We start from the raw sequence: 26693 nt of genomic DNA, 5'->3' as shown, positions 1-26693 counted from the left end.
CCTCAGTGTGCGTGGCTCGTGCTGTCGAAGGGCGTGGTGACACCGTCGTAGACGAGCCGCAGCATCATGCCCTGCTCCTGGTGCGGCAGGTTGTGGCAGTGGTTCATCCAGACACCCGGATTGTCCGCCCGGAACGCCACGTCCCAGACCTCTCCCGGCCGCACGTCGAACGTGTCCATCCACAGCGGGCTGCCGGAGTAGCGCCGGCCGTCGCGGGACAGGATCAGCACCGGATGACCGTGCAGGTGCCACGGGTGGGTCTCCAGGCTCCGGTTGACCACCGTGAAGCGCACGACGTCACCCTCCCGGACGAGCTGGTCCGGGACGGAGGGGTGCGCGCGGCCGTCGACGGCCTGGGCGTAGGCGGGCTTGCCGTCGACCATGGCCAGGGCGCGGTCGAGGACGATGGTGAAGTGCCGGTCGGCGTCGTCGCCGTCGAACGGCACGGGTGCCGGCTCGCCGTATTCCAGCAGGTCCAGTTCGGGCCAGTCGCCGGTGTCCGGCAGGGTGCGGTCGCCGCCGCCGGCACCGGCCGGGCGCAGCAGGACGCCCTGGTCGGGGTCGTGGTCGAGCAGCAGCGTGACAGTGGCGTCCGGCATGGTCAGGACCACGTCGTACCGGCCACCGGCGGGCAGGCGGAGGCCGACCTCGCGTACCTCGCCCGGCTGGTTGAGGTCGCGGCCGTCCACGGCCACCAGCCGGAACGCCGAGCCGGCGACGGCGAACCAGTGCGGGTTCGAGTCGGTGTTGATCAGACGCAGCCGCACCGGCTGTCCCGGGCGGACGTCGTGGACGGCGCGTCCCTCCTGGTCGCCGAGGATCACGACGTCGTCGAACGTGTGCACCGGCAGCGTCAGGTCCAGCCCGCGCTCCGCGTCCGGCCGGTCCTCGCGCGGCGTCACGACGAGCGTCCCGTACAGCCCCTTGCGCACGGCGGGGTGCGACGCCTGGTGGGTGTGGTACCAGTACGTCCCCACCTGGTCCGCCTGGAACCGGTAGACGAACTCGCCGCCGGGCCGCACCGCGTGCTGCGTGGCGCCCGGCGCGCCGTCCTCGCCGCACGGCACGTCGTACCCGTGCCAGTGCAGGGTGACACCGTTCTCGATGTCGGCGTTGCGGAGCGTCACCTCGATCAGGTCGCCCTCGGTCGCGGTGATGGCCGGCCCGGGCAGCCGGCCCTCGTAGCTCCAGGCGTCGATCGGACGCCCGGCCGGCAGCGTGACGGTGCCCGTCCGGGCGGTGAGCACGTGGCGTCGCGCGGTGCCGCCCGCCGCCGGAGCGCCGGGGCCGCGCAGGTCCGCCACTGAAACCTTCGGGCCGGCGCCACCGGCGTGTCCGGGGCCGCCTCCGGTGACCATCGCCTCGGGCTCCCGGAAGAGCAGGCCGACGCCGGTGGCGCCGGCGCCCGCCGCGACGACGCCCCCGGCCACGCCGAGGAACCGGCGGCGGGACAGCGCCGACGCCCCGGCCGCCACCGGCGCTTGTTCGGGAGAGCCCGCGTCAGCCGCCGCCGAGCGTTCCGGGGCGCCCGCGTCCGCGCCCTGCCCGGCGGGTCGTCCGACCACCCGGGCGGTGAGCAGCGCGCCAGCGCAGACGACGGCGACGGCGATCAGCGAGGTGCTCAACGTCAACGGGTAGCCGGCGGTGAACGTCACCACCAGGCCGGCCAGCGCGGCGTAACCGGCGGTCAGCAGCGCGACGAGCCCGCCGGCCGGCAGGCCCGTGGCCGGCGACTGCCGGGCCGCGAGCAGCCGCGGGCCGGCGAGGAGCACCGCGACGATCCCGGCGGCGAAGAGCAGCGGCAGCCCCAGCAGAACCTTCTCCTGGACGAACCACCAGCCGCGCCCGGCCAGCAGCGCCACGGTGCCCAGCCGGGTGATCGTCACGAGCACCGCGGCGGCGAGCAGGCCCAGCGCGAGGCGGTTGCGGCCGAGCGCGGCGGTCACGCCTGCCGCGAACCACGTCGCGACACCGAGCAGTGCCACGACGTGGTCCACGAGGATCCATTGGAGCGTGCTCATGAGGCCGTTCGCGCCGAGTCGGCCGCCGGGCCGGTCACAGTGGTGTCCACGCCGGGCGTGGTCGTCGTGTCCGGCCCCGGCCGGACGCTGCGCAGGATGACGCGGGCGACGGCCACCATCACCAGCCCGTTGACCGCGTGCAGGCCGAACACGTACCGGCCGACGGCCGAGTCGCCGGCCGAGTCGCCGAACGCCTTGGCGATGACCGCGATCAGGGCCTGCAGGATCCCCAGCCCGGCGACCAGGCCGGACAGGCCGATGATCCGGCCGGGCATCCGCATCACCGCGGCGGCCACCGTCAGCACCACGGCGACGAGGATGCTCCCCAGACCGAGGATCCGGTGGGGGCGGAACGCCTCCTCGTTGGCCTCGTTGCTGAACGCGCCGCTGGCGGCCAGGAAGAACTGCACCACGAGCACGAGCAGCAGGAACGCTGCCAGTCCGGCGAACACTTTGCGCATGGGACTCCCCTTCGGGTCGGTTGGGTCACCGGGGTGTTCGGTCGGCGGCGCCGGTCAGGCGGCGCGCCGGGAGCGGGTGAATGCCAGACCGCCGACGGCGATCCCGATCAGGGCCAGCACGACGGACACGATGGCGCCGCCACGGCCGTTGCCGCTGCCGACACCGCCGTCGGAGCCAGCCAGGGCGACCACACCGGCGATCAGGCCGGCCGCCGCGAGCACCAGCGCGGCGATCGCGTTGCCACGACCGCCGCCGCGCCCCGCGGAGCGCAACGCCCACACGCCCAGGACGAGGCCGAGCAACGCGAGCGCGAGCGCCAGCACGGACCCGGCCCGGCCGGAACCACCGTCACCGTCGGCGGCCGTCACCTGCGCGGCCGCCGGCGCGACGAGTGCGAGCCCACCGAGGACGCCGGTTGCGGCGGCGGTGAGCAGACGACGGATGAACATGGGAGCCCCTTCGGCTGCGGGAACAGGCATCTGCGCCAGCGTAGGTAACGACTCCGCTACGGGTCGTCATGCCGATGGAGACAATCGATCTACTGCGGTGACGGTATTCCCGCGGTGCGGCGTCTGCGCGCGGAGCAGCCGTATACCGCAGTCGCAGCACTGCGAGCGACAGACCGGGCCGTGCCGCCCGGTCAGCGATTGCCGGGTGACACCAGGCCGGACTCGTAGGCGAACACCACCAGCTGTGCGCGGTCGCGGGCCTGGAGCTTGGTCATGGCGCGGTTGACGTGGGTCTTCGCGGTCAGCGGGCTGATCACCATGCGATCGGCGATCTCGTCGTTGGACAGGCCCCGGGCGGCCAGCGCGACCGCCTCGCGTTCCCGGTTGGTCAGCTCCTCCATGCCGGGCGTGACGTCCGCGCAGAGCGGCTCCGACACGTACCTGTTGATCAGCATCCGGGTGATCGACGGCGCGAGCAGCGCGTCCCCGCGCGCGGCTACCCGCACGGCGTGCAGCAGGTCGTCCGGCTCGATGTCCTTGACCAGGAAGCCGGTGGCGCCGGCGCGCAGCGCGTGGAAGACGTACTCGTCGAGGCCGTAGTTGGTCAGGATGACCACGCGCACCCCGGCCAGCGCCGGGTCCGCGACGATCTGCCGGGTCGTCTCGACGCCGTCCATGACCGGCATCTGGATGTCGATCAGGGCGAGGTCGGGCAGGTGGTGCCGGGCCAGGGCCAGGCCCTCCCGGCCGTTCCCGCCCTCGGCCACCACCTCGATGTCGTCCTCGGCGTCCAGCAGCGCGCGGAACCCGCTGCGCAGCAGCGGCTGGTCGTCGAGCAGCATGATCCTGATCATGGGACGCGCACCACCGGGAGTTCGGCCTGGACGGTGAACCCGCCGCCGCTGCGGGGTTCCGCCCGGAGCCGGCCGCCCAGCGCAAGGACCCGCTCGTGCATCCCGAGCAGCCCGACGCCGGGCACCGGGGCGGCGCCCGGCCGGGCCGTGCCGTCGTCGTCGATCCGGATGCTCAGCGCGTCCGGGCGGTAGTCGATGCGGACCGCGGCGGCCGCGGCGGAGGCGTGCCGGGCCGTGTTGGTGAGCGACTCCTGGACGATCCGGTACGCGGTGCGGCCCACCGCCTCCGGCACGTCCCGCTGGTCACCCTCGATCGTCAGCGTGGTGGCCAGGCCGATCTTCTCGGCCCCGGCCAGCAGTTCCGGGAGGTGGTCGAGCCCGTGCGACGGGGACTTGGTCAGGTCGCGCAGCGTCTCCAGGGTCGCGCGCAGCTCCCGGGTCGCCGCCCGGCCGGCCTCCTGGATCGCCAGCAGCGACTCCGGCACCTGCTCGCCGCGCTTACGGGCCAGGTGGACCGCGACCTCCGCCTGCACCTTGATGATCGAGATCTGGTGGGTGAGCGAGTCGTGCAGCTCCCGTGCGATGTGCAGCCGCTCCTGGGTCGCGCGCAGCCGGGCGGTCTCTTCGCGGGTGCGCTCCGCCTCGTCCGCCCGCCGCTCGGCCTGCCGCAACGCCTCACCGGCCGCCGCCGCGGCGACCAGCCAGGCCAGTTCGAGCACGCCCCGCGACTGTGCGAGCGCCTCCTTGAGGGCGCCGTCCGCCGGCGAGGCCATGATCGCCAGCGGCAGCACGACGAGCAGGGCCGCGCTCACCCCGAGCGTGACGAGCCGGTGCCCGGCCCGGACCGCCGCGTACACCGCGAACAGGTACGCGATGGCCGGCACCCCGAAGCCGACCGCGTTGTAGCCCACCACGCACAGCCCGGTGGCGACCAGCACGGCGACCGGAGCCCGGCGACTGGCGGCCAGCGCCAGGCCGCTCGCCACCACCAGCGCGTAGCCGAGCAGCCCGAGGCCGTCGGGGGCGGGATGGTCACCGGCCAGCGCGCTGATCAACAGCACCGCCGCCACACCGACCGCGATGACCCAGTTCTTCACCCGGGCCCACACACTGGACAGTCCAGTCCTCATAATCGCACTTTAGCGGAGGGTGCCAGGGTTGAGCCCCGAGCGAACAGGCATTGATCCCGGTGCCGCCGGCCGGGCGGCACCGGCCGGCGTTCAAATGAAGTTCACCGCGCCCGGCTTCCATTTGTAGTGCGACTCGAGTTTGTAGTACTCGCCCTTCGGGGTCAGCGCCACGCCGTAGACGAACTTGCGGTCCCCGCCGCCGTACGGAACGCTTTTCACGAACTTCTCGATCTCCGGTTCCACGGGTACGGGAAGCGTGGTCAGATCCGTTGTCGCCGCGGCGTAGCAGATCCGTTCGATCTCCGGGGAGTCCCAGCCCAGCGTCACGTAGAGCCCGAATGCCCCGGCGCCGAGCCGCAGCATCTGCTCGCTCGGCTCGGCCATCCCGGTCCGCCGCAGCGTCGACCGGATCGTCTCCGGCTCGAAGCACTCGCGCGGCACGTCGTTGAAGTAGACGTTCACGGTCCGGGCCGGGTAGTCGAAGCCCAGCACGCCGACCCGGTCGTCGAGACCGTGCCGGGTGAAGAACCCGGCGTTCGCGGCGAGACTGCGGGGCATCGCCGGGATGCCGGCGAGCGCCGAGGCCACCTGCAACTCGTCCGGGGCGAAGGCCGCGTAGATCTTCTTGAAGCCGCCGACCACCCCGAAGTCGATGCCGTGGCTCTCCACCGGGCAGCGCCGGTGCACCTCGGCGAGCAGGCCGCCGATGGGGTGGTCGGTCCGCGGGGTGAGGCCCCGGGCGATCGCCGAGGCGTACGGGTCCCGGTCGTCCGGATGCGTCCGGAACCGGCAGTCCAGCTCACCCGCGTGACGCAGCGCGGTCGCCACCCGGAAGGCGACCACCGCCTCGGGATGCGCGAACGCGTCGCCGTACGCGGACAGGACGGGCCAGACCCGGTCGCGCGAACAGGGCACGTCCAGCTGCCGGGCCGATTCCTCGATGGTCGAGTAGAGCTCGGCCACCTCGGGAGTTCCGGACATCGATCCTCCAAGCATGTGTCGTTCGGTCGGGGGCGCCCGGCGTTGGCCGGTCGCTATCGCGGCTCGTAGACGCGCTTGTGGCCGGAGAGCCCGGCCAGCCGGTACGGGCCGGTGGTCACCGCCGGCACGGGATAGTCACCGCCGTCGACCGGGAAGGCGTGCTCGTGCAGCTCCCGGTACGTGTCGTAGTCGACCTCCTGCCGCCGGTCGATCGCCGCGCGGTGCTGGTCGGGTCGCGTGTGCTCGCGGTACCCGGGCACGACGGTGCCGGCGAAGAACTCGGCGACGCTGCCGGACCCGTAGCTGAGGAAGCCGACGGTCCGGCCGCTCAGGTCGTCGGCGGTGTCGAGCAGCGCCGCGAGCCCGAGGTACATCGACGCGGTGTAGCTGTTGCCGATCTCGGCGTTGTACCCGGTGGTGTGCCCGATGGCGCCGGCGACCAGCGCGTCGTCGACGTCGCGCCCGCAGTAGTTGAGCAGGTGCCGGTGCGCCTTGTCGGCCATCCTGGGGAACGGCTGGTGGTAGCAGAACGCGCCGAACTCGTCCAGCGCGCGGCCGCCGCGCTCGGTGTAGTCCTTCCACGAGCCCTCCACCGCCTGCAGGTAGGCGGAGATGGACTCGTGCCCGTCGACCAGGGCGGTGGTGCGGTAGTTCGGCCGCCAGAAGTCCATGACGTCGGCGGTGAACATGCCCGACGGGTCCTCGACGCGTACCAGAGCCGGGTCCGCGCCGACGAGCATGGCGACCGCCGCGGCGCCCTGGGTCGCCTCGCCGGGCTCGCCCAGCGCGTACCTCGACACGTCGCTGGCGATCACCAGGACCTGCTGCGACGGGTCGCGGTGCACCAGGCCGACGGCGAACTGCAGTCCCGCCGTACCGCCGTAGCAGGCCTGCTTCAGCTCGACCACCCGGGTGGCCGAGGGGAAGCCGAGCAGGGAGTGGACGTGTATCCCGGCCGCCTTCGCCTGGTCGACCGACGACTCGGTGGCGAACACGATGGTCCGGATCCGGTCGGTGCCGTGGCGGGCGACGACCGGCGCGGCGGCGGCAGCGGCCATGGTCACGATGTCCTCGTCCGGGGCGGGCACGCTCATCGCCCGCAGGCCGATGCCCCGGTGGTACTTGGCCACGTCGGTGCCGTTGGTGGCGGCCAGCGTGGCATGCGTCAGCACGTGGTGCGTCGTCGCGGCGGACAGGTCGTGGATGCCGACGGCGGGTCTCGCGGCCATCGTCAGGCTCCGATCTTCGTGGTCTCGGTCGGGCGTTCGAGCCGGACGTGCGCCCGCATCAGCTCGCCCGGGTTGGTCTGCGCGGCGAGCAGGGACAGTTCGCCGCAGAGCACCGTCGCGGCCGCGATGACCGCGAGCCGCCGGGCGTTCTCGCCCGGATCACGGGCGGCGCGGCAGCCGAGCCGTTCCAGGTTCTCCGCCACGAAGCCGAGACCCTTGCCGTTGCCGACGGTGCCCACGATCAGGTTGGGCAGCGTGCAGGAGAAGTAGAGGTCGCCGTCGCGGTCCTCGGCGACCGTCACGCCCTGGGAGCCCTCGACGATGTTCGCGGCGTCCTGCCCGGTCGCCAGGTAGAACCCGAGCAGCATGTTCGCGTAGTGCGCGTTGGCCGAGCGGACACCGCCGGCGAGCAATGTGCCGATCATGTTCTTGTGCACGTTCAACTGGGCGATCGCGGCCGCCGTCGTGTGCAGTCTGTCGTGGACGATCTCCCGTGGCACCACCAGTTCGGTGACCACGTTCTTGCCCCGGCCGAGAATGCCGTTTATCGCGGTGGCCTTCTTGTCGGTGCAGTAGTTGCCCGAGATCGAGCCGTACGAGATTCCCGGAATGGTGTCCAGGATGTGCTTCAGCAACGCGTCGGCGGCCAGCGTCGCCATGTTGTGCCCGGACGCGTCACCGGTGGTGAAACTGAACCGCAGGAACAGCAGATTCGCGGTGATCTCGTGGTGGAACCCGATCAGCTCGACGAACCTGCCGCAGGTGCGCACGATGTCGCGCAGCTCGTCGAACCGCGCGTCGACCTCCAGCGAGGCCAGGTAGGCGGTCTGCGCGTCCCTGGCGCGCACGAACACCGAGCGGGTCATGCGCTCGTCGACGAGCGTGGCGACGATGCCCGCCTCGACCAGCCGGGAGATCTTCGCGCCCCGGCCCACGGACGGCCACAGCGGCGACTCGTACGTGGCGAGCGGGACCTCCGTCTCGACCTGTGCCACGTTGCCCGAGATCCGCACGGGACCCACCCATTTCATGGGCACACCGGCGATGGCGTCGTTCATCGAATGCCTCCGATCATCTCGTGGGTGGCGCCGGAGCGGGTGGCGAGGCGGTGGGTGTCGATGCCCCGGGCCGCGCAGAACGCGCTCAGCCGTCCGTGGATCAGCAGGTCGCACCGGATCAGGTCGGCCGGTGTGCGCGCGCCCAGGGCGGTCATCAGGGCTTCGATCTGGTCGAGCCAGGTGGAGATCAGCGACAGCAGCGCCGGCACGCCGCCGTCCAGGAGCGTCCGCAGGAACAGCCCGGACACCCCGGCGGCGCCGGCGCCGAGCGCCAGCCCACGGACCACGTCGAGCGGGTGACGGACCCCGCCGGAGGCCAGCACGGGCAGGTCGACGCCCTGGGCGTCGAGCAGGCAGGCGGGTGTCGACTGCCCCCACCCGTCGAGGAAGGAGTAGTCGGCGGCGTCGCGCCGGTCGTTCTCGATCCGGGCGAAGTTCGTGCCGCCCCGGCCGGCGACGTCGGCCACCCGGACACCCATGTCCCGCAGCCGCAGCAGCGTCTCGCGGCTGAGCCCGAAGCCGACCTCCTTGACGATCACCGGGACACCGACGCCGGCGACGATCTGTTCGATCCGCGGTCCCCACGCGGCGAACGACCGGTCCCCCTCCGGCATCACCGTCTCCTGGATGGTGTTCAGGTGGATCTGCAGCGCGTCGGCCCGCATCAGGTCGACGGCCCGCCGGGCCCGCTCGACCGTGGCGGTGGCGTTGACGTTGGCCATGATGAACCCGTCCGGGTTCTCCCGGCGCATCACGCTGAACGTCTCGGCCACCGACTCGTCGGCGAAGTAGGCGCTCATCGACCCGGTCGCGACGGGTACGCCGGTCTCCCGGGCCGCGATCGCCAGGTCCCGGTTGATCAGGCCGGTCTTGGTGCTGCCGCCGGTCATCGCGTTGATGCACAGTGGCACCGGCCAGTCGATGCCGCCGAACGAGGTGGCCAGCGAGACGTCGGACCGGTCGATGCCGGCCAGTGCGTGGTGCACGAACGACACGTCGTCGAACTCGTGGTGACCGCCGAGCCGGTCCTGCTGCTCGGCGGCGAGCCGGACGTGGTCGTCCTTGCGGTTGGCGATCATCGCGCGTTCCCGTTCGTCTGGTGGACCTGGATCGGCATGGGGAGCACCCCGGCGGCGGCCCACTGCTCGCGCAGCCGCGCGGTCTGCGTCGCGGCAGCGGCGTCCAGCAACGCGATGCCGCAGTCGCCGCCGCCGGCGCCGGACGGTTTGGCCGCACCGCCGACGGTCTCGGCGGCGTCGCACAGCGCCGTCAGGCGGGGGGTGAAGATGCCGAGCCGGACCTCGTCGTCCAGCTCGGCGAGCACGTGCCGGGCCCGCCGGACCTGGTGCAGCAGTTCCTGGTCGTCGCCCCGCTCCAGCGCGTCGATCGCGGTGCGTACGCACTCCTGGCTGCGGCTGGTGAAGCTCCACCGCGCGGCGCTGCCCCGCCACCGGGAGGCGGCCAGCCGCCCGGTCAGCGCGCTGCTGCTGGCCGGCTCACCGGTCCAGCCCACCTCCAGCGCGAGGCCACGCGGTGGTGGCAGCCGCCGGACCCGCAGGCCCGGCCAGGGCGCGCGCATCGTCTCCTCCACGCCGCGCCGCCGCGCCATGTCGCGTACGGCGGCGCGGTCGGGCGCCTGGTAGGCGATCCAGCCGCCCCAGACGCTCGCGGCCAGGTCACCGCCGGAGGCGTCGGCGCCGTCGCGCACCGTCGCCAGCATCGCCAGCCGGAACCGCGATTCGAGCGACAGCTCCACCCCGTGGTACGCGGCCACGGCGGTCACCGTGGCGACGCTCACCGCCCCGCTCGACCCGAGCCCGAACTTCGTCCCGGCCCGGTGCAGCCGGCTGGTGATCGCCACCCGCATCGGCAGCGGGCGCAGTCCGCGCCCGGCCAGGAGTTCGCCGACCACCTCGATCGCGGAGGTCACGGCGCCGAGGTCGGCGGGCGCCGGCTGCCCGTCGTCCGCGGCGACGAGCCGGCCGTCCTGCCACCGCAGGCGCGCCCGGTCCGGGCGGAGGTCGGAGTCGACCACGAGGTGGGCGTCGGCGCCGGAGACGGTGACGTCCACTCCCCTGTCGACAGCCACCAGCAGCGCCGGGTGACCCGGCTCCAGCACCGCGTACTCACCGGCGATGAACAGCTTGCCCGGCGCGTGGCGGCGCACGGCGCCCGGCCCGGTCACGGCCGGCTGCCCGGGTTCGGCGCGGCCGCCGGGCCCGGTCCGGCGACGACCACGGCGCAGCCCGGCGCGACGTCGCGCAGGGTGTCGGCCACCCGGTCGGCGTCGGCACGGCGGCAGAGCACCTTGACGTTCGGTCCCGCGTCCATGGTGGCGTAGGCGCCGACGCCGTCGGCGCGCAGGCGCAGCACGCTGTCGAGCACGGCCACCGTGACCGGCGCCAGGTAGCGCACCGCCGGCCGGGCCGCCAGCATGGTGGCGTGCATGCCGAGGGCGTTGCGTTCGGCGATCTCGCCGACGGCGTCCAGGTCGCCCCGCAGCAGCGCGGTCCGCATCTCGGCCAGGTCGGCCCGGCCGGAGGCCACCCACGACGGATAGAGCGGCGAGGTCCGGACGGTCCGCCGCATCCCCTCACGGCTCGACACCGCCTTCGGCCCGGCGTCGACGATGGCGACCACCAGCACGACGTCGAACGGCGCGACCGGCACCGGCTCGGCGTAGGAGCCGAGGTCAGCGGCGGCCCCGGCGCCGGGGCCCGCGTGGCAGATCGCGAAGCCGCCGAAGACCGACCGGGAGGCCGACACGGACCCCCGCCGGGCCAGCCGGGACAGCGCGGTGGCGTCCAGGTCGAGGCCGTACGCGGCGGCGCCGGCGAGCGCGAGGGCGGCGAATCCGCTCGCCGAGGACGCCAGGCCGGCGCCGGTCGGTACGGAGTTGCGGGTGTCGACGTGGGCCCGTTCCGTGCGCCCGCCCATCTGCCGTAACAGGTCCAGGAAGGCGACGACGCGCTGTCGCCGCTCGCCGCCGGCGGGTGAGCCGTCGAGGACCACCTCGTCGGCCGACGCGCCGCTGTCGATCCGGACGGTGGTGGTGGTCGGGAAGATGTCGAGCGTCATCGACAGGCTGTCGGCGTACGGGATCATGAGCTGCTCGTCGCGCTTGCCCCAGTACTTGATCAGTGCGATGTTCGGATGGGCCACCGCGGTCGCCCGCCGGTCCAGCGCCGGCGTGGACTGCTGCGTCCGGTGGTCAGTCGTCATGGCCGGCGAACCTCCCCATCGGGACGACCCAGGTGCGGACGGCGCCCGCCTGCCGGACGCCGCGCACCACCGCCGCGGACTCCCGGCGGTCCCCGGCCAGCGCGATCATGCAGCCGCCCAGCCCGCCGCCGCTGATCTTGGCGCCCGGGCTGCCCGCGGCGACCGCGGCGTCGACCATCCGGTCGATCCGGTCGGTGCTGACCCCCACGTCACGCAACAGCCGGTGGTTCTCGGTCAGCCGCGCGCCGAAGTCGGCGACCCGGCCCTGGAGCAGGTCGTGCGCCGCCGCCTCGGTCAGTCTGGTGACCCGGCTGACGAACTCGTCGCGCGTGCGCGGGGAGCGTTCGAAGGCCCCACGCAGCAACTCCACCGCGTCCCTGGTGCTGCCGCTGACGCCGCTGTCCGCGATGACGAGCACCGCGTCGAACCCGGCCGGGTCGGACAGCCGCGCGGAGCCCGCCATGGCGACCGGCAGTTCCCGGCCGACGCCGTTGCGGAAGATCAGCGGCGCGGTCGCGCCGGTGGCCAGCGCGTCGATGCCGCTGGCCCGGCCGTGCGCCACGTTCTCCGAGGTCTGCACCAGATCGAACACCGTGCCGGCGTCGAGACGGCGGTCGAACGCGTCCGCGAGGGCCAGCACCGCGGCGCGGGCGCAGGCGGCGCTCGACCCGAGCCCCCGGCCCTGCGGGATCGCGCAGTCCACGAGCACGTCGACGCGCATCGGCTCGGTGACGGCGGCCCGCTGCCGGAACTCCGTCACCAGGTGCTGCAGACCGTCGGTCGGCAGCGACGTCACCTCCGGGCTCTCCAGCCCGGCGATGGCGAACGAGATCTCGTCCGGGCCGTCGCCGCCGACCCGGCGCGCCTTCGCCACGGCGGTCAGTTGCGGCACCGGGACGGCGAGCGCCGGCGCGCCGTACACGACGGCGTGCTCGCCCAGCAGGATGGCCTTGCCGTGGGCGCGGCCGGCGCCGAGGCGGACCGCTCCGTCACCCCTGTCGTCGAGGACGCGGCGGGCGACGACGGTCACCGGTTCCGTGGACATCACTGGGCCCGCTGGGTGGCCTTGATCGCCATGTCGGCGAGCTGATGTTTCGCGGGGGCGGTGGCGCTGCTGGCCTCCAGCGCGGCCAGCGCGCGGTCGGTGCGCAGCGAGATCTGCCGCTCGATCTCCTCGACCGCGCCGACGTCGCGGAAGATGCCACGGATGCGGGCGATCTCCTCGTCGGCGAGGTCGGTGCCGACCTTGGCCCGCAGGTAGGCCGCCGCGTCCGGGTCCCGTTCGTCGGCGCGCTTGAGCGCCGTGGCGAGCAGGACCGTCCGCTTGCCCTCCCGCAGGTCGTCGCCGGACGGCTTGCCCGTCACCACCGGGTCGCCGAACACGCCGAGCAGGTCGTCGCGGAGCTGGAACGCGATGCCGATGTCGGCGCCGAAGGCGCGGTAGGCGGCGAAGAGGTCGTCGTCCGCGCCGGCGATCGCCGCGCCGAACTGCAGTGGGCGCTCCACCGTGTACGAGGCGGTCTTGTACTGGTTGATGCGCAGCGCCGCGTCGACGTCCTCGCTCCGGCTGACCTGGCTGATCAGGTCGAGCAGCTGGCCGTACATGACCTCGGAGCGCACCGCCGACCACACCGGCGAGACCCGCACGTGCGCGTCGGCCGGCAGGCCGGAGGCGCGGACCAGGACGTCGGCCCAGATCAGGACCAGGTCGCCGATCAGGATGGCGGTGCCGGTGCCGAACGTGCCCGGGTCACCGGAGAAGCGCCGCGCCCGGTGCCGTTCGGCGTACGCGACATGCGCGGCGGGATGGCCGCGGCGGGTCTGGGACGCGTCGATGATGTCGTCGTGGATCAGGCCGGACGCGTGCAGCAGCTCGAACCCGGCGCAGGCGTTCAGCACCGCGCCGGCCACCGGGTCCTCCGGGTCGCCGCCGGCGCCGATCCAGCCCAGCCAGGCGAAGGCGGGCCGGATGCGCTTGCCGCCCCGCAGCACGTAGCTCTCCAGTTCGGCGACCAGGGCCGCGAAGTCGTCGCCCAGCTCGCGGGCCTCGGCGCGCCGCTCGGCGAAGAAGTCCCGCAGCGCGGCGTCGACGGGCGCCGAGTCGGTGACCGTCCCGAGATGTCCGACGGTCATGCCCGGGTCTCCCGATCGAGGCGGCATTCACCATTACACTCACGCATCTCGGACTCCCCTGGATTCGCTGGACCAGTCACGTCGAGCCGCGATCAGTCGATTCCGTTCCGGACGGTCCCGCCGGCGCGGAAACGACGCCGATCTCCCCATCGGCGCCGCCATTTCGTCCGCGCCGGCATGCCGATTCCGGCATGGCCTGACAGTAATCGCACTCCGTCACCGTGCCCACTACTCACGCGAGTAGTGGGCGCTGCCAGCGACGTCGCCGACGAACGGCCGCAGATCCCGTATAACTGAGTAGCCCGCACCGATCCGGCGTTCAACTGTCCAGAACGGACGGTCGAACGCCCGAGGACCTCGACTCGCGGCGCGCGTCGGACGATTCAGCAGAGGAAAAACGGGATGGTCATCATGAATCGCATGGCGGGGCGCGAGCGGGAATTGTCCTCATTGGGGGAACTGCTCGACGCCACCGTGCGAGGTTCCGGCGGCTGCGTCGTGGTCGACGGGCCGTTCGGCATCGGCAAGACCCACCTGCTGAAGGTCACCGGCCTGGAGGCGGCAGCCCGCGGGCTGACAGTGGTGGCCGGGCGGGCAAGCGTCACGGACCAGCCGGTGCCCGTTCACCTGCTGGTCAATTTCCTGCGCCACGCGATGCCCGGCGAAGCGGCGGTCGAGCAGCTCGCCGTCCCGGGCGCCAACCCGTTCTGGCTGATCGACCGGGTCGGCGATCTGGTCGAGGTCGCGGCGCGCCGGCGTCCGCTCGTGGTCGCCCTGGACGACGCCCAGCGCATCGACGACGTCAGCGCCCTCGCCCTGCGCGGACTCGTGCCGCGGCTGGCGTCCTCGCCGGTGCTCTGGCTGCTGGCCCGACGGCCGGTCGCCGCCGGGTCGATCGCCCAGCACGCCGTCGACTGGCTGGCCGAGCACGTCGCGGTACGGGTACGGCTGCGCGAGCCGGGCGAGGAGGCGGTGGCCGACCTGTGCGCCGGCCTCCTCGGCGCCCGGCCGGACGCCTCCGTCCTGCGCTGGGCGGCCCGCTGCGGCGGCAACCCGAAGGTGATGGAGAACGTGTTCAGCGCGTTCATCAAGGCCGGCCAGATGATCATCGTGGACGGCGCCGCGTCGGTGGTGTCCGACGGGCTGCCCGACGGTGTCCTCACCGCCGTCCACGGGCTGCTGGAGGAGATGCCGCCCCCGCTGCGGCGCCTGCTCGCGGCCGCCGGCCGGCTCGGCCACACGTTCCCCGCCGACCGGGTGACGGGCCTGCTCGACGGGCCGGCCGCCGACGTGTCCGCCGCGATCGACGAGGCGGTACGGGTCGGGCTGCTGCGGCGCGACGGCGCGGAGCTGACCTTCGCCCACCAGGTCGTCGGCGAGGCGCTTCGGCACGCCGCGTACCCGCGACCGGAGCGCGCCGAGCCCGCCACCGCGCCGGCGGCGGGCGACGTGGCGGACGGCCCGGCCCCGCGCGGGCGGCTCGGTCCGCCCCGCTCCCCCGCCGGCGTACGTGTCGCCCGCTCCGCGCCGGAGGCGGCAGTGCCCGTCGCGGCGGCCGGGCCGGCGCCGCGCTCCGGCCGGTGCGGGTGCGACGAGGTGGTGGCGGAGGCCGTGTCCCACCTGGAGAACAGGTCCGCCGAGGCGCCGCGGGCGCTGGCCCGTGCGCTGCGCCTGCTGGCCGGGGCGGGACGGCCCACCGAGGCCGGCCGCCTCGCGGAGGTGATCCTGCGCCGCGACCTCCCGGCGGACGTCGAGACGCAACTCGTGCTCGAACTGGGCCACGGCATGCGGGCCGCCGGCAGCCACCGCCTGGCGGCCGGCTTCCTGCGGCGCACGCGCGCCCGCCGCGACGTGTGCGAGCTGGACCGGGCCAAGCTGGACCGGGCGCTCGCGGACGTCACGAAGCGCCTGGGCGGTGCGTCGCCCGCCGGGCCGGAGCCCGGAACCCCGTCGCCGGGCTGCGCGCCCGGCGGGCGGCCGCTGTGGACCTGGCTGGTCCGGGCACTGGCCGCGGCCGATCAGCGCGACGAGGCGCAGGCGGTGCTGGACACCGTACGGCCGACGACGCGGGAGTCCTGCCACACCGGTTCGGAGACGCTCCGGCGCGGCCACCGGGCCGAGCTGCTGGCGGCGGCGGGACGGCTGGAGGAGGCGCGCGCCGAGGCGGAGGCGGCGCTGCGAGCCGCCGATCGCGCCCGGCCGGCCGACTGCGTACCGGCGCGCCTGGTCCTGGCCCACCTGAGCGTGCACCGCGGTGACCTCGCCACGGCCAGCGACCAGTTACGGGCGGCCGAGCGGCTGGCCGGCGCCGACGACACGGCGCGGATGGACTGGGCGCTGGCCCGGTTCCACGCGGCCAGCGGCCGTCCGGCGATGATGGTGCAGACGTTGATCGACGTCGCCGGGCAGGTCGTACCCGATCCGCTGCTGTTCACCGAGGCGCCGGCCGCGGCGGCGGCGCTCGTCCGCCACGCCCGCCGGGCCGGGCTCGACGCGGAGGCCGAGCGGGCCGTGGAGGTCGCCCGGCGCGTCGCCCGCGGCAATCCGTTCGTCCAGTCGCTGGCGGCGGCGGCCGAGCACGCCGCGGGTCTGCTGCGCGACGATCCGGCGGCACTGCTGCGGGCCGCGGATCTGCACCGGCTCGCCGGCCGTACGCTGGCCGCGGCCGGCGCGGTGGAGGACGCGGCCCGCGGCACCCGGGACCGGGCCGAGGCCACCCGGCTCCTCGAAGCCGCGGCGGACGCCTACCGCGAGTGCGGCGCGCGACGCGACCTGGACCGCGTGGAGGCCGAGCTGCGTGGTGTGCCCGCGCACAACGTCCGCCCGCTGGTCCCGGACCGGCCCCGGTCCGGGTGGGAGAGCCTGACCAGCGCGGAGCTGCGGGTCGTGCGGGCCATCGTGGACGGGATGACCAACCGTGAGGCGGCGAGCTCGCTGTTCCTGTCCCCGCACACCGTCGACAGCCACCTGCGGCGCGTCTTCTCCAAGCTCGACATCAACAGCCGGGTCGAACTGACCCGCTGCTTCATCGCGCACGAGGCGGTCCGGCCGGCGCTGGCCACCCCACGCCAGCCGGCGTCCGCCGGCTGAGCGGGCCGTCCGGCGGACGGGCGCGGTTCAGCCGGCGGACGCCGGAGACGCGGTTCAGCTGGCCTTGCCGGTCACGGAGCCCGTGTCCCAGTCCGGCTCGCCGGTCATCGAATAGATCGCCGCACGGCTGGAGTAGGTGGCCGCGGCGTGCGCCAGCTCGGCCCGGGTGTTGAAGCCCAGCTTCCGGTAGACCTTCCGCAGGTGGTAGTTGACGGTGTGCGCGGACAGGTGGACCTGCTTGGCGATCTGCCGGTTCGTCAGGCCCACGCTTACCAGGTAGGCGATCCGCTGCTCCATGTCGGACAGGGTCGACCAGCAGCTCGCCGGTGGGACGCCGGTTTCCTCGGCGCGGGCCGGCGTCACCGGCCGTCCCCCCGCCTGGGCCTGCGCGGCGTAGAGCTTGGCGAGCTCCTCGGTGGCCAGCGCCACCGAGATCGGGTCCCGTGACTGCACGATGATGAGCGCCAGAGCCGCCGGGGCGCTGTTCGCCAGCGCGTGGGCGTGCATGGCGGTGAGGCTGACGACCTGGATCCCGGGATTGTCGGCGGCCAGCCCGTCCACCGTGGCGAGGACGCGGCGTTCGAGGTCACGGTCGTCCACGTCGCGGGCGAGCAGGACCAGGAAGGCGGCGGCGCTCGGCACCTCGACGTACAGGCGGCGTCGCGTCGGCAGGCGGCGGTGTTTGCCCGCCAGCAGCCGGGCGGCGGCCCGCGGGCCCTCCTGCTTGACCGTGATCAGCACTTCCGCCCACGAGTACTGCACCGAGTCGAGGACCACGTGGCGGTCCGCGTCCTCCTGCCCCCGCCTGAGGTACTCGATCGCGGCGGGCACGTCGCCCATGTAGAAGGAGGCGGTGCTGAGCACCGCGTAGGCGAGGGGCCGCAGCATGGGCACCGCGTCCCCGGCCACGGCGGCGGTGGCCAGCGCCGCCTCCCGGCGCGCGTCCCCGATCCGCCCGGCCTGCAGCAGCAGCCGGGACCGCATCACCGCCGGCGCGGCCGTCCAGATCGGCGCGGGCAGTCCGCGCAGGCCGGCCTCCGCCTCGTTGATCAGCGCCTCGGCCTCGTCGAACTCACGCAGGTTCGCGAGTTTGCCGGCGAGCGCGAGCTGGGCGTGCAGACGCCACACCGGTTCGGCCTCCGCGCCGGCCCGCACCGCCGCCCGTCCCAGCTCCAGGCCGTCGGCCAGCTTTCCCGCCGACCACAGCCCGGTGGACCGGGCGGTCAGCGCCATCGCCAGCGCGGCGTCACCGGACTCGGCGTCGCGTTCCCGCAGGATCGCCTCGGTCAGCGGATCGGTGCCCTCGCCGCCGAGCAGGAGATCGGCCAGCACCAGACACGCCTGCGCGTCACGCCGGGCGGCGGGCGACGCGGCCGGGCCGGCGAGAACCGCCTCGGCGACACGGACGCCGGCCTCGGCGTTCCCGCTCATGATCAGGCGGTGCGCGCGGGAACAGGATCCGGTGGCGTCCTCTCCGGTCGCGCTCACCGGCGCGGCAGTCGCGGCGTCCATCCGGCGATTCCGGTCGGCCACCGGGCTGCGTCGCCCGGAAAGGCTCATCGCCTCACGTCGTAAGGCGTCGCGGGCGGGCCCGGGAATGGCCTCGATGATGCCGCGCAGCAGGAAATCGCTCTGAAAGGCGAGCTGATGCTCGGCGGCCACGACGAAGCCCGAGGCGATCGCCTCGTCCACCGGCGGGAGCAGGGCCGCCGACGATCTGCCCAGCATTCTCGAGACGTCCTCCAGCATGAAGGATCTGCCCAATGCGGCGGCAACCTTCAGAAACTGCTGGCAGCCGGCGCTCACGTCATTCAATCGCCGCATGACAAAACTCAGCACACGCCGGGGAATTCGACGGGAAACCAATTCCGCCCGACCATTTCTCTCCCGGATCAATCCCTCTTCGGCGAGCCCGCGCGCCAGTTCGGCGACCAGGTGCGGATTTCCGCCGGCACCGCCCGCGAAGTCAATCAGCTCGCGGTGCACGTCGACCCCGAGGATCTCGCGCAGGACCTGCTCGTCGCTCCCTCCGCCCCCCGGCTGGGACACCGGCCCCCCGGCGGCGCACACCGGATTTCGTGCTGCGGCTGTCGCCTCGTTCTCCCGCGGCCGTCCCGTTGTCATAATCCCCCCGGAATATGCGCACACAGCTCAAGAAAAGCCTGGACTCGGTCGATGACGCTACCCCACAGCAACCACATTTGCCATCGATCACCGTCGTCGCTCATCATAACTATCCGGCAGGCCCCGGCGCAGCCGTCATATATCAGGCAGCATCCCGCTGATATCGGACTTACCTAAACAATGCCACGATTGGCAGAACTCGCACGCATGACCGAAACAGCCCTCGCCGCGGACCGTCCCGGACCGGCCGGCCGAACGTCCAGCACCATCGTGACCAGGTGAAACAAGCTCCGACCGGAACACGGCGTCACTCCTGCCCGGTCCGGACGCGACCGCTCCCGCGGGCGGTCGACGGCGGCTGGTCACCGCACCGCTCTGCCGACAGAGAAAGCGCAGGATACGGCGCTGACCGGATACCGACAGGTGTACTGCAAATGGAGTACCGCAACCGTGGTAGCGACGTCCAGGAAGTGCCTGCATCCGTACGGCGACACAGAAGTGCCTGTTCACGACCATTAGGTAGAGCGCTTATTGACTTGAGGAGAAGATGATGCCTACCGAGACTCCCCGCACAGACGGAGCTCTGGCGGGATTGGCGCGGTTCTGTTACCGGCGTCGTCGACTGGTGCTCCTGACCTGGATCGTCGGCGTCATCGCCCTGGCGTTCCTGGGCTTCCGCTACGGCGCCGCCCCGGACAACGTCTACTCCGGCGGGGACTCCCATTCCGCACGGGCGCAGGCCCTGATCGAGAAGCACTTCCCCGAGCAGCGGGGCGACACGCTCACCCTGGCCATCAAGGCCGAGCGGGGCATCGACGACCCGGCGGCGCGGCAGAAGATCGAGAAGGTCATCTCCGACCTGGACGCCTCACCGGTGACCGGGCCGATCGTCTCGCCCTACGACGACCGCAACCTGGTCACCGCCGACCGCCGCATCGCCCGGACGACGATCCCGCTGACCTCGATGGACGTGGAGAAGGCCGAGGCCAAGCCACTCGTCGACACGGTCAAGGACGCCTCCGGCGACGGCGTGACGCTGGGGCTGGGCGGCGAGCGGGCGGAGAAGGCGGAGACGCCCCCGCAGGGTCCGGCCGAGGCGGTCGGCGTGGTGACCGCCGCGGTGATCCTGTTCCTCGCGTTCGGCTCGCTGGTGGCGATGGGCCTGCCGATCGTCACCGCGCTGCTGGCGGTGCTCGGCGGCGTCGCGCTGATGAAGCTCGTCGGACACCTCGTCCCCTCACCGGACTTCACGGTGCTCATCGCCGTGCTGATCGGCCTCGGCGTCGGCATCGACTACGCGTTGTTCATCCTCACCCGCTTCAAGGACAGCCTGGTGGAGGGGGACGATCCCGAGAGCGCCACGGTCAAGGCCATCACCACCGCCGGTCACGCGGTCCTCTTCGCGGGCACCACCGTGATGATCGCGCTGCTGGGCCTGATCGCCATGGGCCAGAAGATGATGAACGGCGTCGCGCTCGGGGCCTCGGCGACGGTGCTGGTGACGATGATCGCCGCGGTCACGCTGATGCCGGCCTTCCTGGGCTTCGCCGGCTACAAGATCCAGGGTCTGCGCGTACCGCGCCGGGGCCCCCTTCGGCAGGCCGGCTCCGACGCGCCGAAGCAGGAGCGCCGCACGCTCGCGGAACGCTGGGCCGGCGTGGTGCAGCGCCGCCCGGTCATCGCCGCGCTCGGGGCAACCGCCATCCTGCTGGTGCTGACCGCGCCGCTGCTGTCGATGCGGCTGAGCCTGCCCGACGCCAGCGTCCAGCCCCGCGACCGCAGCAGCTACACCTCGTACGAGATCCTGTCCGAGGGCTTCGGCCCCGGCTACGGCGCTCCCCTGATCTTCGCCGCCGAGGTCGGCGACGGAAACAGCGACCTCGGTCCGGTCGTCGCCGCGGTGAGCGGCACCGAGGGCGTGGCGTACGCGACGCCGCCCCGGATCAGCCAGGACGGGCAGGCCGCCGTCTTCATGGCCTTCCCCCGCACCGGCGCCCAGGACGAGGCCACCGCGGACCTGGTGCACAAGCTGCGCGACGACGTGCTCCCCGCGGCGTCCGGCGGCCGCGAGGTCTATCTCGGCGGCCCGAACGCCGGCGCGATCGACCTCGCCGAGGAGACCAGCTCCCGGCTGCCCGTGATGATCACCGTGGTCATCCTGCTGTCCCTGCTGCTGCTCGTCGTGCTGGTGCGGTCGGTCACGATCGCGCTGCAGGCGGCGGTGATGAACCTGCTGTCCATCGGCGCCTCGTTCGGTGTGCTGGTGGCGATCGTGCAGTGGGGATGGCTCGGGTCCGCCCTCGGCTTCCCCACCTCCATGCCGATCACGACATGGGTGCCGATGATGATGTTCCCGCTGCTGTTCGGCCTCTCCATGGACTACGAGGTCTTCCTGATCTCGCGGATCCGTGAGGAGTACGAGCGCACCGGCGACACCCGCCGTGCCGTGACCCGCGGTCTGGCCCGTACCGCCAAGGTGATCACGGCGGCAGCCGCCATCATGATCGCCGTGTTCACCACCGGCATGCTCGGCCCCGACGTCTCGGTCAAGCAGGTCGGCCTGGGCATGGCGGTGGCGGTGTTCGTCGACGCCACCATCGTCCGGATGATCCTCGTCCCGGCCGTGATGGAGCTGTGCGGCAAGGCCAACTGGTGGATGCCCGGACGGCGGGCGAAGACGGCCCCGGTTCCCCCGGCCGGGGTCGAGGAAGCGGCCCGGATCTGAGCCCTTCCCCCACAGGGTGCGGGGAACCCCTGGACGGGGTTCCCCGCACTCGCTGTCGTCCGGAACCGACGTAGGGTCACGCCATGACCGAGCTGCTCCCTCCCCTGGTGGTCGCCCCGATGGCCGGAGGTCCGTCGAACCCGGCGCTGGTCACCGCCGCCGCCCGGGCCGGCTCGGTCGGCTTCCTCGCCGCCGGCTACCAGACCCCCGAGGCCGTCGAGGACCAGGTACGCGCGACGCGCGCGGCCGGCGTGCCGTACGGGCTCAACATCTTCGTGCCGACCCCCGCCGAGCCGGACCCGGCGCGGGTGGAGGCGTACCGCCGGTTGTTGCTGCCGGAGGCGCAGCGGTACGGGGTGGACCTGCCGACGCCGCGCGGGCACGACGACGACCACTTCGCCGCGAAGGTGGACCTGGCGGTGGCGTACGCGGTCCCGCTCGTGAGCTTCGCGTTCGGCGTACCGCCGGCGGGCGTGGTGCGGGCGCTGCGCGACGCCGGATGCCACGTGCTGATCACCGTCACCTCGGCCGACGAGACCCGCCGGGCGGTCGCCGCCGGACCGGACGCGCTCGTCGCGCAGGCGGGCACGGCGGGCGGGCACGCCTCGACCACCGATCCGTCCGGCTACCGGCCGCGCGGCGAGGCGCGGGACCTGCTCGCCGCCGTACGGTCGGTCACGGACCTGCCGGTCGTCGTGGCCGGCGGAACCTCGTCCGCCGAGGATGTCGCGCGGCTGCGCGCGGCCGGCGCGGCGGCGGTGCAGAGCGGCACCGCGTTCCTGCTCGCCGACGAGGCCGGCACCCGGCCGGCACAGCGCGCCGCGATGCTCTCCGGCGACTTCCGCCGGACCGTTGTCACCCGGGCGTTCACCGGTCATCCGGCGCGGGCCCTGGCCAACCGCTTCACCGACGCCTACTCCGCGGCGGCGCCGGTCGCCTATCCGGCGGTGCACCACCTGACCGCGCCGATCCGGGCCGCGGCGGCACGTCTCGGTGACGCCGAGGCGCTGAACCTGTGGGCCGGGACCGGTTTCGCGTCCGCCGTGCCGGGCCCGGCCGCCGACATCGTCGCCCGATTGACGGGCTGACCGTCCGGCCGGCCGGTCACCGGCGCCGCTGCGGCCCGGTGTCGACAGTGGTCAGGGTGCGGTGGGACCGGCGGCGCCCAGGCCGGCGGGGTTGCTGATGACGCAGCGCCAGGCGCCGTCCGCGCCGCGCCGGAGCACGTCGACGGCGGTGCCCTCGATCCGGATCGGGGTGCCGTCGGGTCCGGTTCCCTCGTGGACGTAGTCGTTGATCACCAGGGCGATGTCGCCGGTGACGTACTGGTGGCGGACGGCCACCTTGATCGGCAGGAAGTGCTGCTCCTCCCGGCTGCGCGCGCGCCTCTGGTCGCCGGTCAGAACCGTGCCGGGGGCGAGGATCAGCAGGGCGTCCGGCTCGTAGAGCCGCTCCAGCTGGTCGAGATCACGGTTGTTGAACGCGCGCTCGAACAGGGGCACGAGCGCGGCGGGGTCGGTGGGTGCGGCGGGCGGTTCCGCGGAAGCGTTCGACATGGGCGCAGCACACCCGGACCGGGACGGACCGGTCAACGACGACGGGCCGGTTCTGTCAGGTCGCGGCCCCGGCGGACATCGAGGTGACTAACTAAGATCCGCGCCGTTTGCCGGGCGGGGCGCGGCCGACAGGATGCCCGTAGATGGTCCATGCGATGCCCAGGCGCATCGACTCGTGAGGAGCGTTCCTGTGATCAAGGTGGCAATCATCTTCCACTCCCGCAGCGGGAATACCTACCAGATGGCCGTGGCAGCGGCGGCTGCGGCGGTGAAGGCGGGCGCGGAGGCGCAGCTCTACAAGGTGCCCGACCTGCCCAGCCCGATGGTGCTCGACCACAAGGCGTACGCCGAGCTCAACGCCGAGACCGCGGACGTCCCGGTGGCCACGCTCGCGGACCTGGTCGCGGCGGACGCCATCATGATCGGCACGCCGGTGCACTACGGGCTGCCGGCTCCGCAGATCCTCGACTTCATCGACCACTCCGGACCGGTCGCCATTCCGGGTGACCTGGCGAACAAGGTGGTGTCCGTGTTCGCGTCCGGCTCGATGCCGCACGCCGGGCAGCAGGCGGCCATCCTGGCGCTGCACAACTGCATCTGCCACTGGGGTTCGCTGATCGTCCCGAACGGCTCCAGCGTCGAGGTGCTCGGCCTGCCGAACAACGGCGCGCCGTACGGCACGTGCAGCGTCTCCCGGCACGAGGCGAACAACGTCCACGAGGACAACCTCGCCGCCCTCGAGTACCAGGCGCTGCGGCTGGTCGAGGTGGCCACCGCGTACAAGATCGGCCGCGAGCAGACCACGTCGGCGATCAAGTACGTGGACCGCCGGCTGCTGGCGGAGAAGTTCGGCCTCTGACTCCGACGTGAACCGGCCCGCCCGGCGCGGGCCGGTTCGGCGTGTCCGGCCTCAGGTGGCGCCGGCTGCGGCGCGGGCGGTCAGACCGTCGAGCACGTACGCCAGCCCGAGCGCGAAGTTCGTGTCCCAGTCGTCGTCGAGCAGGTGCCGCTGCGCGGCCAGTGTGGGATAGCTGGCGCTGTGCCGCTCCAGCATCAGCTGGCCCTCCCGGCGTTCGGCCGCCGACCACCGCAGCGTGGCCTGGCTGGCCGCGGAGCCCTGGACGTGGCTGTAGAGCACCCAGCTCGCCGCGGTGACGTCCCGGGAGGTGAACCCGGCGCGGGTCAGGGTGGCCTGGAGGAACTCCATCCAGGACAGGAAGCCGGGGCCGACCGCGGGGCGTCGTCGCATCACCGCCGACCAGGGGTGCCGCAGCAGCGCGGCACGGCGCTCGGTCAGCAGCGTCGTGACGTCCGCCCGCCAGTCGTCGCCGGGTGGCGGTGGCGGCGTGGCGGCGAACACCGCGTCGACCGCGAGGTCGATCACGTCCTCCTTGGTGTCCACGTGCCAGTAGAGCGTGGTGGTGCCGACGCCGAGGCGGTCGGCGAGGCGGCGCATGGTGAGCTGCCCGACGTCGTCCTCGTCCAGCAGCTCGACCGCGGCGGCGGTGATGCGCTCGACGGTCAGTGGCGGGTCGGGCCGCCCGGCCGACGTCGTCCGCAGCCACAGGCTCCGGCTCCGCTCCGCCATCCCGTCACCCGCCTCGCCCGAAATCTGCCTGTTCCGCCCGTGAGCGTAGTACATTGGTCGGGCACCGGAACGTTGTTCGACTGCTGGACCGTCGTTCGACCCTCGCGCCGACGAAGAGGTGGGGCCAGATGAGACTCGTGGTGTTCGGCGCGAACGGGCCCACCGGCCGGCTGGCCACCGAGCTGGCGATGGCCCGGGGCCACGTCGTCACAGCAGTGACCCGGCGTCCGGAGTCCTTCCCGGTGCGGGGCGAGAACCTGCGGGTGGTGGGCGCCGACGTGCTGGACGCCGCGGCTGTCGACGCCGCCGTCGCCGGCCAGCAGGCGGTGATCTCGACGCTGGGTGTGCCGTACACGAAGGAGACGGTGCGAACCTACTCCGAGGGCGCCGCCAACATGATCGCCGCGATGCGGGCCCACGGCCTGCGCCGGCTGGTCTGCGTGACGTCGACCGGCACCAGCGGCGAGCACGCCGAGGGCGAGACGTTCACGTTCAAGAAGATCATCGCGCCGATCCTGCTGCGGATGGGACGCACCGTCTACGAGGACATGGCGCGGATGGAGAAGGTGGTGTCGGAAAGCGGTCTGGACTGGACGGTCATTCGTCCGGCCGGCCTCTTCGACGGTGACGGCGTCACCGACTACCGGGCCGAGCCGCGCCGGCTCCCCGGCCGGTTCACCTCCCGCACCGACCTGGCCGACCTGCTCGTCCGGGAGGCGACCGAGGACCTCCACGTCGGCCAGTTCATCGACGTGGTCACCACCACCGGCGCGCCGACCTTCGCGCAGATGTTCATCCGGGAGGCGCTGCACATCGGCAAGTGACGCCCGCCCCGCGGGCCTCCCGGCGACCTGCGCCTCGGCCAACCACTGTGGCCCCGAGGGCGGTGCCGCCAGCACCTCGACCATCCTCGCCGCGGGTTCCAAGCTCGTGTGCATTCGCCGCCGCGCCGCGAGGAGGCAGGATGCTGCTGGACGAGGACCTGACGGATCTGTGTGACGACATCCTGGCCGGGCTGCCGCGCAGCGATCAGCGACGGCGCGGCCGGGAGTACGTACGCGGGCTGCTGCTGGCCCGGGGACGCAAGTCGATCCGCAACATCGCCGCGATCTCCACGGAACCCGCCGCGGAGCAGGCGCTGCACCATTTCGTCAGCGACTCCACCTGGGACTGGATGCCGGTCCGGCGGGCGCTCGCCCGGCACGTCACGCGCCTCTGCGGGGCCCGGACCTGGGTGCTGCACCCGACCCTGATCCGCAAGGCCGGGACGCACTCGGTGGGCGTCGGCCGCCGGTACTCGCCGGGCCTGGGGCAGTCCCTCAACGCGCAGCACGCGGTGGGTCTCTGGGCGGCCTCGACGAGCGTCGTCACGCCGGTCAACTGGCGGCTGCACCTCAACGAGGACTGGTTGTCCGACGAGAAGCGCCGCCGGCGCGCGGCCATCCCGGACGACCTGGTCGCCCAGTCGCTGGGCGCCTGCACCGTCGAGGCGTACCTGGAACTGGGGGCGCCGGCCGGCGAGCTGGTCGTGGTGGACGCGCGGGAGATGGACGTCGAGGCGGTGGTCCGCCGGTTACGGGCCGCCGGAGCGCCGGTGCTGGTCCGGGTGCCCGCCGGCCTGCGGCTGGTCCCGGCCGCCGGCGCCACCGCCGAGCCGGCCGGCGACCTGGCGGCGACCGTACGGCACCAGCGCCGGCCGGTCTTCGGGCTCACGGCGCGCCCGCCGGTGCTGGCCGGCACCGTCGCGGTTCGGCTGCCCAGCACCCGCAGCTACGATCCCCTGCTTCTGGTGGAGCTGAGCGCGCCGGGGCGCGGTGAGCCCGGCCAGCTGTGGCTGACCAGTCGCGGCGACATCGGCCTCGCCGACCTGGTCCACCGGGCGGCGCTGGTCCGGCGGGTCACCGACGACCTGGAGTCCACCGGCGACCAGGTGGGACTGCGCGACTTCACCGGCCGCTCGTACCGGGGCTGGCACCGCCACGTGACGCTGGCGTCGGCGGCGCACACGGTGCTCGCGACGCACGGCCGGCCGGAGCCGGCCCTGCGGCGCACCTCCTGACGCGCGACGGGC

The 26693-nt window shown here is 73.2% G+C and carries 22 protein-coding genes; 6 read left to right on the top strand and 16 right to left on the bottom strand.

Annotated elements, in window-relative coordinates; all coding sequences use genetic code 11:
• Positions 1–2 precede the first annotated feature (2 nt).
• From O7542_RS06970 to O7542_RS06910, 13 genes are all read right to left on the bottom strand, one after another.
• Entirely contained in the window at positions 3–2021 is a 2019-nt protein-coding gene (locus O7542_RS06970; protein WP_281605906.1) for a multicopper oxidase family protein, read from the bottom strand.
• Positions 2018–2482, bottom strand: coding sequence for a DUF6220 domain-containing protein (locus O7542_RS06965; protein ID WP_043323072.1), 465 nt, complete (start codon positions 2480–2482; stop codon positions 2018–2020). The genes O7542_RS06970 and O7542_RS06965 overlap by 4 nt, the downstream gene beginning before the upstream one ends.
• Before the next feature lie 54 nt (positions 2483–2536).
• Positions 2537–2932: a DUF6223 family protein gene (locus O7542_RS06960; RefSeq protein WP_209962393.1), complete on the bottom strand. Its 396-nt coding sequence runs from the start codon at positions 2930–2932 to the stop codon at positions 2537–2539.
• Positions 2933–3123: 191 nt separating this feature from the next.
• Positions 3124–3786: a response regulator transcription factor gene (locus O7542_RS06955; RefSeq protein WP_030499014.1), complete on the bottom strand. Its 663-nt coding sequence runs from the start codon at positions 3784–3786 to the stop codon at positions 3124–3126.
• Positions 3783–4916, bottom strand: coding sequence for a histidine kinase (locus O7542_RS06950; protein ID WP_064445540.1), 1134 nt, complete (start codon positions 4914–4916; stop codon positions 3783–3785). The genes O7542_RS06955 and O7542_RS06950 overlap by 4 nt, the downstream gene beginning before the upstream one ends.
• 90 nt (positions 4917–5006) lie before the next feature.
• Positions 5007–5897, bottom strand: a complete 891-nt coding sequence (locus O7542_RS06945) for an aromatic prenyltransferase (RefSeq protein WP_104112297.1) — start codon at positions 5895–5897, stop codon at positions 5007–5009.
• Positions 5898–5950: 53 nt separating this feature from the next.
• Positions 5951–7126: a hydroxymethylglutaryl-CoA synthase gene (locus tag O7542_RS06940; RefSeq protein ID WP_281605905.1), complete on the bottom strand. Its 1176-nt coding sequence runs from the start codon at positions 7124–7126 to the stop codon at positions 5951–5953.
• A 2-nt stretch (positions 7127–7128) separates the two neighbouring features.
• Positions 7129–8184, bottom strand: coding sequence for a hydroxymethylglutaryl-CoA reductase (locus O7542_RS06935; protein WP_124778902.1), 1056 nt, complete (start codon positions 8182–8184; stop codon positions 7129–7131).
• Positions 8181–9263 (bottom strand): type 2 isopentenyl-diphosphate Delta-isomerase, encoded by a 1083-nt coding sequence (gene fni / locus O7542_RS06930; RefSeq protein WP_281605904.1) that lies wholly within the window; start codon positions 9261–9263, stop codon positions 8181–8183. Before fni ends, O7542_RS06935 begins: the two co-directional genes overlap by 4 nt.
• A complete protein-coding gene (locus O7542_RS06925) occupies positions 9260–10369 on the bottom strand; it encodes a phosphomevalonate kinase (protein WP_281605903.1) in 1110 nt (369 codons plus the stop codon). The genes fni and O7542_RS06925 overlap by 4 nt, the downstream gene beginning before the upstream one ends.
• On the bottom strand, positions 10366–11406 hold the full coding sequence (mvaD, locus tag O7542_RS06920; RefSeq protein ID WP_262419168.1) for a diphosphomevalonate decarboxylase: 1041 nt from the start codon (positions 11404–11406) through the stop codon (positions 10366–10368). Before mvaD ends, O7542_RS06925 begins: the two co-directional genes overlap by 4 nt.
• The gene (mvk, locus tag O7542_RS06915; RefSeq protein ID WP_281605902.1) at positions 11396–12451 is read right to left on the bottom strand and encodes a mevalonate kinase; all 1056 of its coding nucleotides are present in this window, start codon (positions 12449–12451) and stop codon (positions 11396–11398) included. The genes mvaD and mvk overlap by 11 nt, the downstream gene beginning before the upstream one ends.
• Positions 12451–13539, bottom strand: a complete 1089-nt coding sequence (locus tag O7542_RS06910) for a polyprenyl synthetase family protein (protein ID WP_064445534.1) — start codon at positions 13537–13539, stop codon at positions 12451–12453. The genes mvk and O7542_RS06910 overlap by 1 nt, the downstream gene beginning before the upstream one ends.
• Before the next feature lie 420 nt (positions 13540–13959).
• Between O7542_RS06910 and O7542_RS06905 the strand changes: the two genes are divergently transcribed.
• Positions 13960–16629 (top strand): AAA family ATPase, encoded by a 2670-nt coding sequence (locus O7542_RS06905; protein WP_281605901.1) that lies wholly within the window; start codon positions 13960–13962, stop codon positions 16627–16629.
• 54 nt (positions 16630–16683) lie between these two features.
• Here the strand turns inward: O7542_RS06905 and O7542_RS06900 are convergent, their stop codons facing one another.
• On the bottom strand, positions 16684–18678 hold the full coding sequence (locus O7542_RS06900; RefSeq protein WP_281605900.1) for a LuxR C-terminal-related transcriptional regulator: 1995 nt from the start codon (positions 18676–18678) through the stop codon (positions 16684–16686).
• 700 nt (positions 18679–19378) lie between these two features.
• On the opposite strand from O7542_RS06900, the gene O7542_RS06895 reads away from it, so the two are divergent.
• The gene (locus tag O7542_RS06895) at positions 19379–21478 is read left to right on the top strand and encodes an MMPL family transporter (RefSeq protein WP_197494845.1); all 2100 of its coding nucleotides are present in this window, start codon (positions 19379–19381) and stop codon (positions 21476–21478) included.
• Positions 21479–21561: 83 nt separating this feature from the next.
• Positions 21562–22566, top strand: coding sequence for a nitronate monooxygenase (locus tag O7542_RS06890; protein WP_166456195.1), 1005 nt, complete (start codon positions 21562–21564; stop codon positions 22564–22566).
• Positions 22567–22617: 51 nt separating this feature from the next.
• Here the strand turns inward: O7542_RS06890 and O7542_RS06885 are convergent, their stop codons facing one another.
• Positions 22618–23034, bottom strand: a complete 417-nt coding sequence (locus tag O7542_RS06885; RefSeq protein WP_281605899.1) for a DUF4440 domain-containing protein — start codon at positions 23032–23034, stop codon at positions 22618–22620.
• A gap of 190 nt (positions 23035–23224) precedes the next feature.
• Here O7542_RS06885 and O7542_RS06880 point away from each other — a divergent pair, with 190 nt between their 5' ends.
• Positions 23225–23893 (top strand): NAD(P)H-dependent oxidoreductase, encoded by a 669-nt coding sequence (locus O7542_RS06880; protein WP_073827920.1) that lies wholly within the window; start codon positions 23225–23227, stop codon positions 23891–23893.
• Positions 23894–23944: 51 nt separating this feature from the next.
• Here the strand turns inward: O7542_RS06880 and O7542_RS06875 are convergent, their stop codons facing one another.
• Positions 23945–24622: a TetR/AcrR family transcriptional regulator gene (locus tag O7542_RS06875; RefSeq protein ID WP_064445529.1), complete on the bottom strand. Its 678-nt coding sequence runs from the start codon at positions 24620–24622 to the stop codon at positions 23945–23947.
• A gap of 128 nt (positions 24623–24750) precedes the next feature.
• Between O7542_RS06875 and O7542_RS06870 the strand changes: the two genes are divergently transcribed.
• Entirely contained in the window at positions 24751–25446 is a 696-nt protein-coding gene (locus O7542_RS06870) for an NAD(P)H-binding protein (RefSeq protein ID WP_043323041.1), read from the top strand.
• A gap of 140 nt (positions 25447–25586) precedes the next feature.
• A complete protein-coding gene (locus O7542_RS06865; protein ID WP_281605898.1) occupies positions 25587–26681 on the top strand; it encodes a transposase in 1095 nt (364 codons plus the stop codon).
• The last annotated feature ends 12 nt before the right edge of the window (positions 26682–26693 follow it).

This window comes from Micromonospora sp. WMMC264 (assembly GCF_027497275.1).
Lineage (GTDB): Bacteria > Actinomycetota > Actinomycetes > Mycobacteriales > Micromonosporaceae > Micromonospora > Micromonospora chalcea.
The sequence above is the reverse complement of the archived record's forward strand: the minus strand, read 5'-3'. Positions and strand labels throughout refer to the sequence as shown.

Bases quoted from the DNA above. Each gene is read 5' to 3' on its own strand.
- O7542_RS06970 (WP_281605906.1), bottom strand. From the start codon at position 2,021: ATGAGCACGCTCCAATGGATCCTCGTGGACCACGTCGTGGCACTGCTC.
- O7542_RS06965 (WP_043323072.1), bottom strand. From the start codon at position 2,482: ATGCGCAAAGTGTTCGCCGGACTGGCAGCGTTCCTGCTGCTCGTGCTC.
- O7542_RS06960 (WP_209962393.1), bottom strand. From the start codon at position 2,932: ATGTTCATCCGTCGTCTGCTCACCGCCGCCGCAACCGGCGTCCTCGGT.
- O7542_RS06955 (WP_030499014.1), bottom strand. From the start codon at position 3,786: ATGATCAGGATCATGCTGCTCGACGACCAGCCGCTGCTGCGCAGCGGG.
- O7542_RS06950 (WP_064445540.1), bottom strand. From the start codon at position 4,916: ATGAGGACTGGACTGTCCAGTGTGTGGGCCCGGGTGAAGAACTGGGTC.
- O7542_RS06945 (WP_104112297.1), bottom strand. From the start codon at position 5,897: ATGTCCGGAACTCCCGAGGTGGCCGAGCTCTACTCGACCATCGAGGAA.
- O7542_RS06940 (WP_281605905.1), bottom strand. From the start codon at position 7,126: ATGGCCGCGAGACCCGCCGTCGGCATCCACGACCTGTCCGCCGCGACG.
- O7542_RS06935 (WP_124778902.1), bottom strand. From the start codon at position 8,184: ATGAACGACGCCATCGCCGGTGTGCCCATGAAATGGGTGGGTCCCGTG.
- fni (WP_281605904.1), bottom strand. From the start codon at position 9,263: ATGATCGCCAACCGCAAGGACGACCACGTCCGGCTCGCCGCCGAGCAG.
- mvaD (WP_262419168.1), bottom strand. From the start codon at position 11,406: ATGACGACTGACCACCGGACGCAGCAGTCCACGCCGGCGCTGGACCGG.
- mvk (WP_281605902.1), bottom strand. From the start codon at position 12,451: ATGTCCACGGAACCGGTGACCGTCGTCGCCCGCCGCGTCCTCGACGAC.
- O7542_RS06910 (WP_064445534.1), bottom strand. From the start codon at position 13,539: ATGACCGTCGGACATCTCGGGACGGTCACCGACTCGGCGCCCGTCGAC.
- O7542_RS06905 (WP_281605901.1), top strand. From the start codon at position 13,960: ATGGCGGGGCGCGAGCGGGAATTGTCCTCATTGGGGGAACTGCTCGAC.
- O7542_RS06890 (WP_166456195.1), top strand. From the start codon at position 21,562: ATGACCGAGCTGCTCCCTCCCCTGGTGGTCGCCCCGATGGCCGGAGGT.
- O7542_RS06885 (WP_281605899.1), bottom strand. From the start codon at position 23,034: ATGTCGAACGCTTCCGCGGAACCGCCCGCCGCACCCACCGACCCCGCC.
- O7542_RS06875 (WP_064445529.1), bottom strand. From the start codon at position 24,622: ATGGCGGAGCGGAGCCGGAGCCTGTGGCTGCGGACGACGTCGGCCGGG.
- O7542_RS06870 (WP_043323041.1), top strand. From the start codon at position 24,751: ATGAGACTCGTGGTGTTCGGCGCGAACGGGCCCACCGGCCGGCTGGCC.
- O7542_RS06865 (WP_281605898.1), top strand. From the start codon at position 25,587: ATGCTGCTGGACGAGGACCTGACGGATCTGTGTGACGACATCCTGGCC.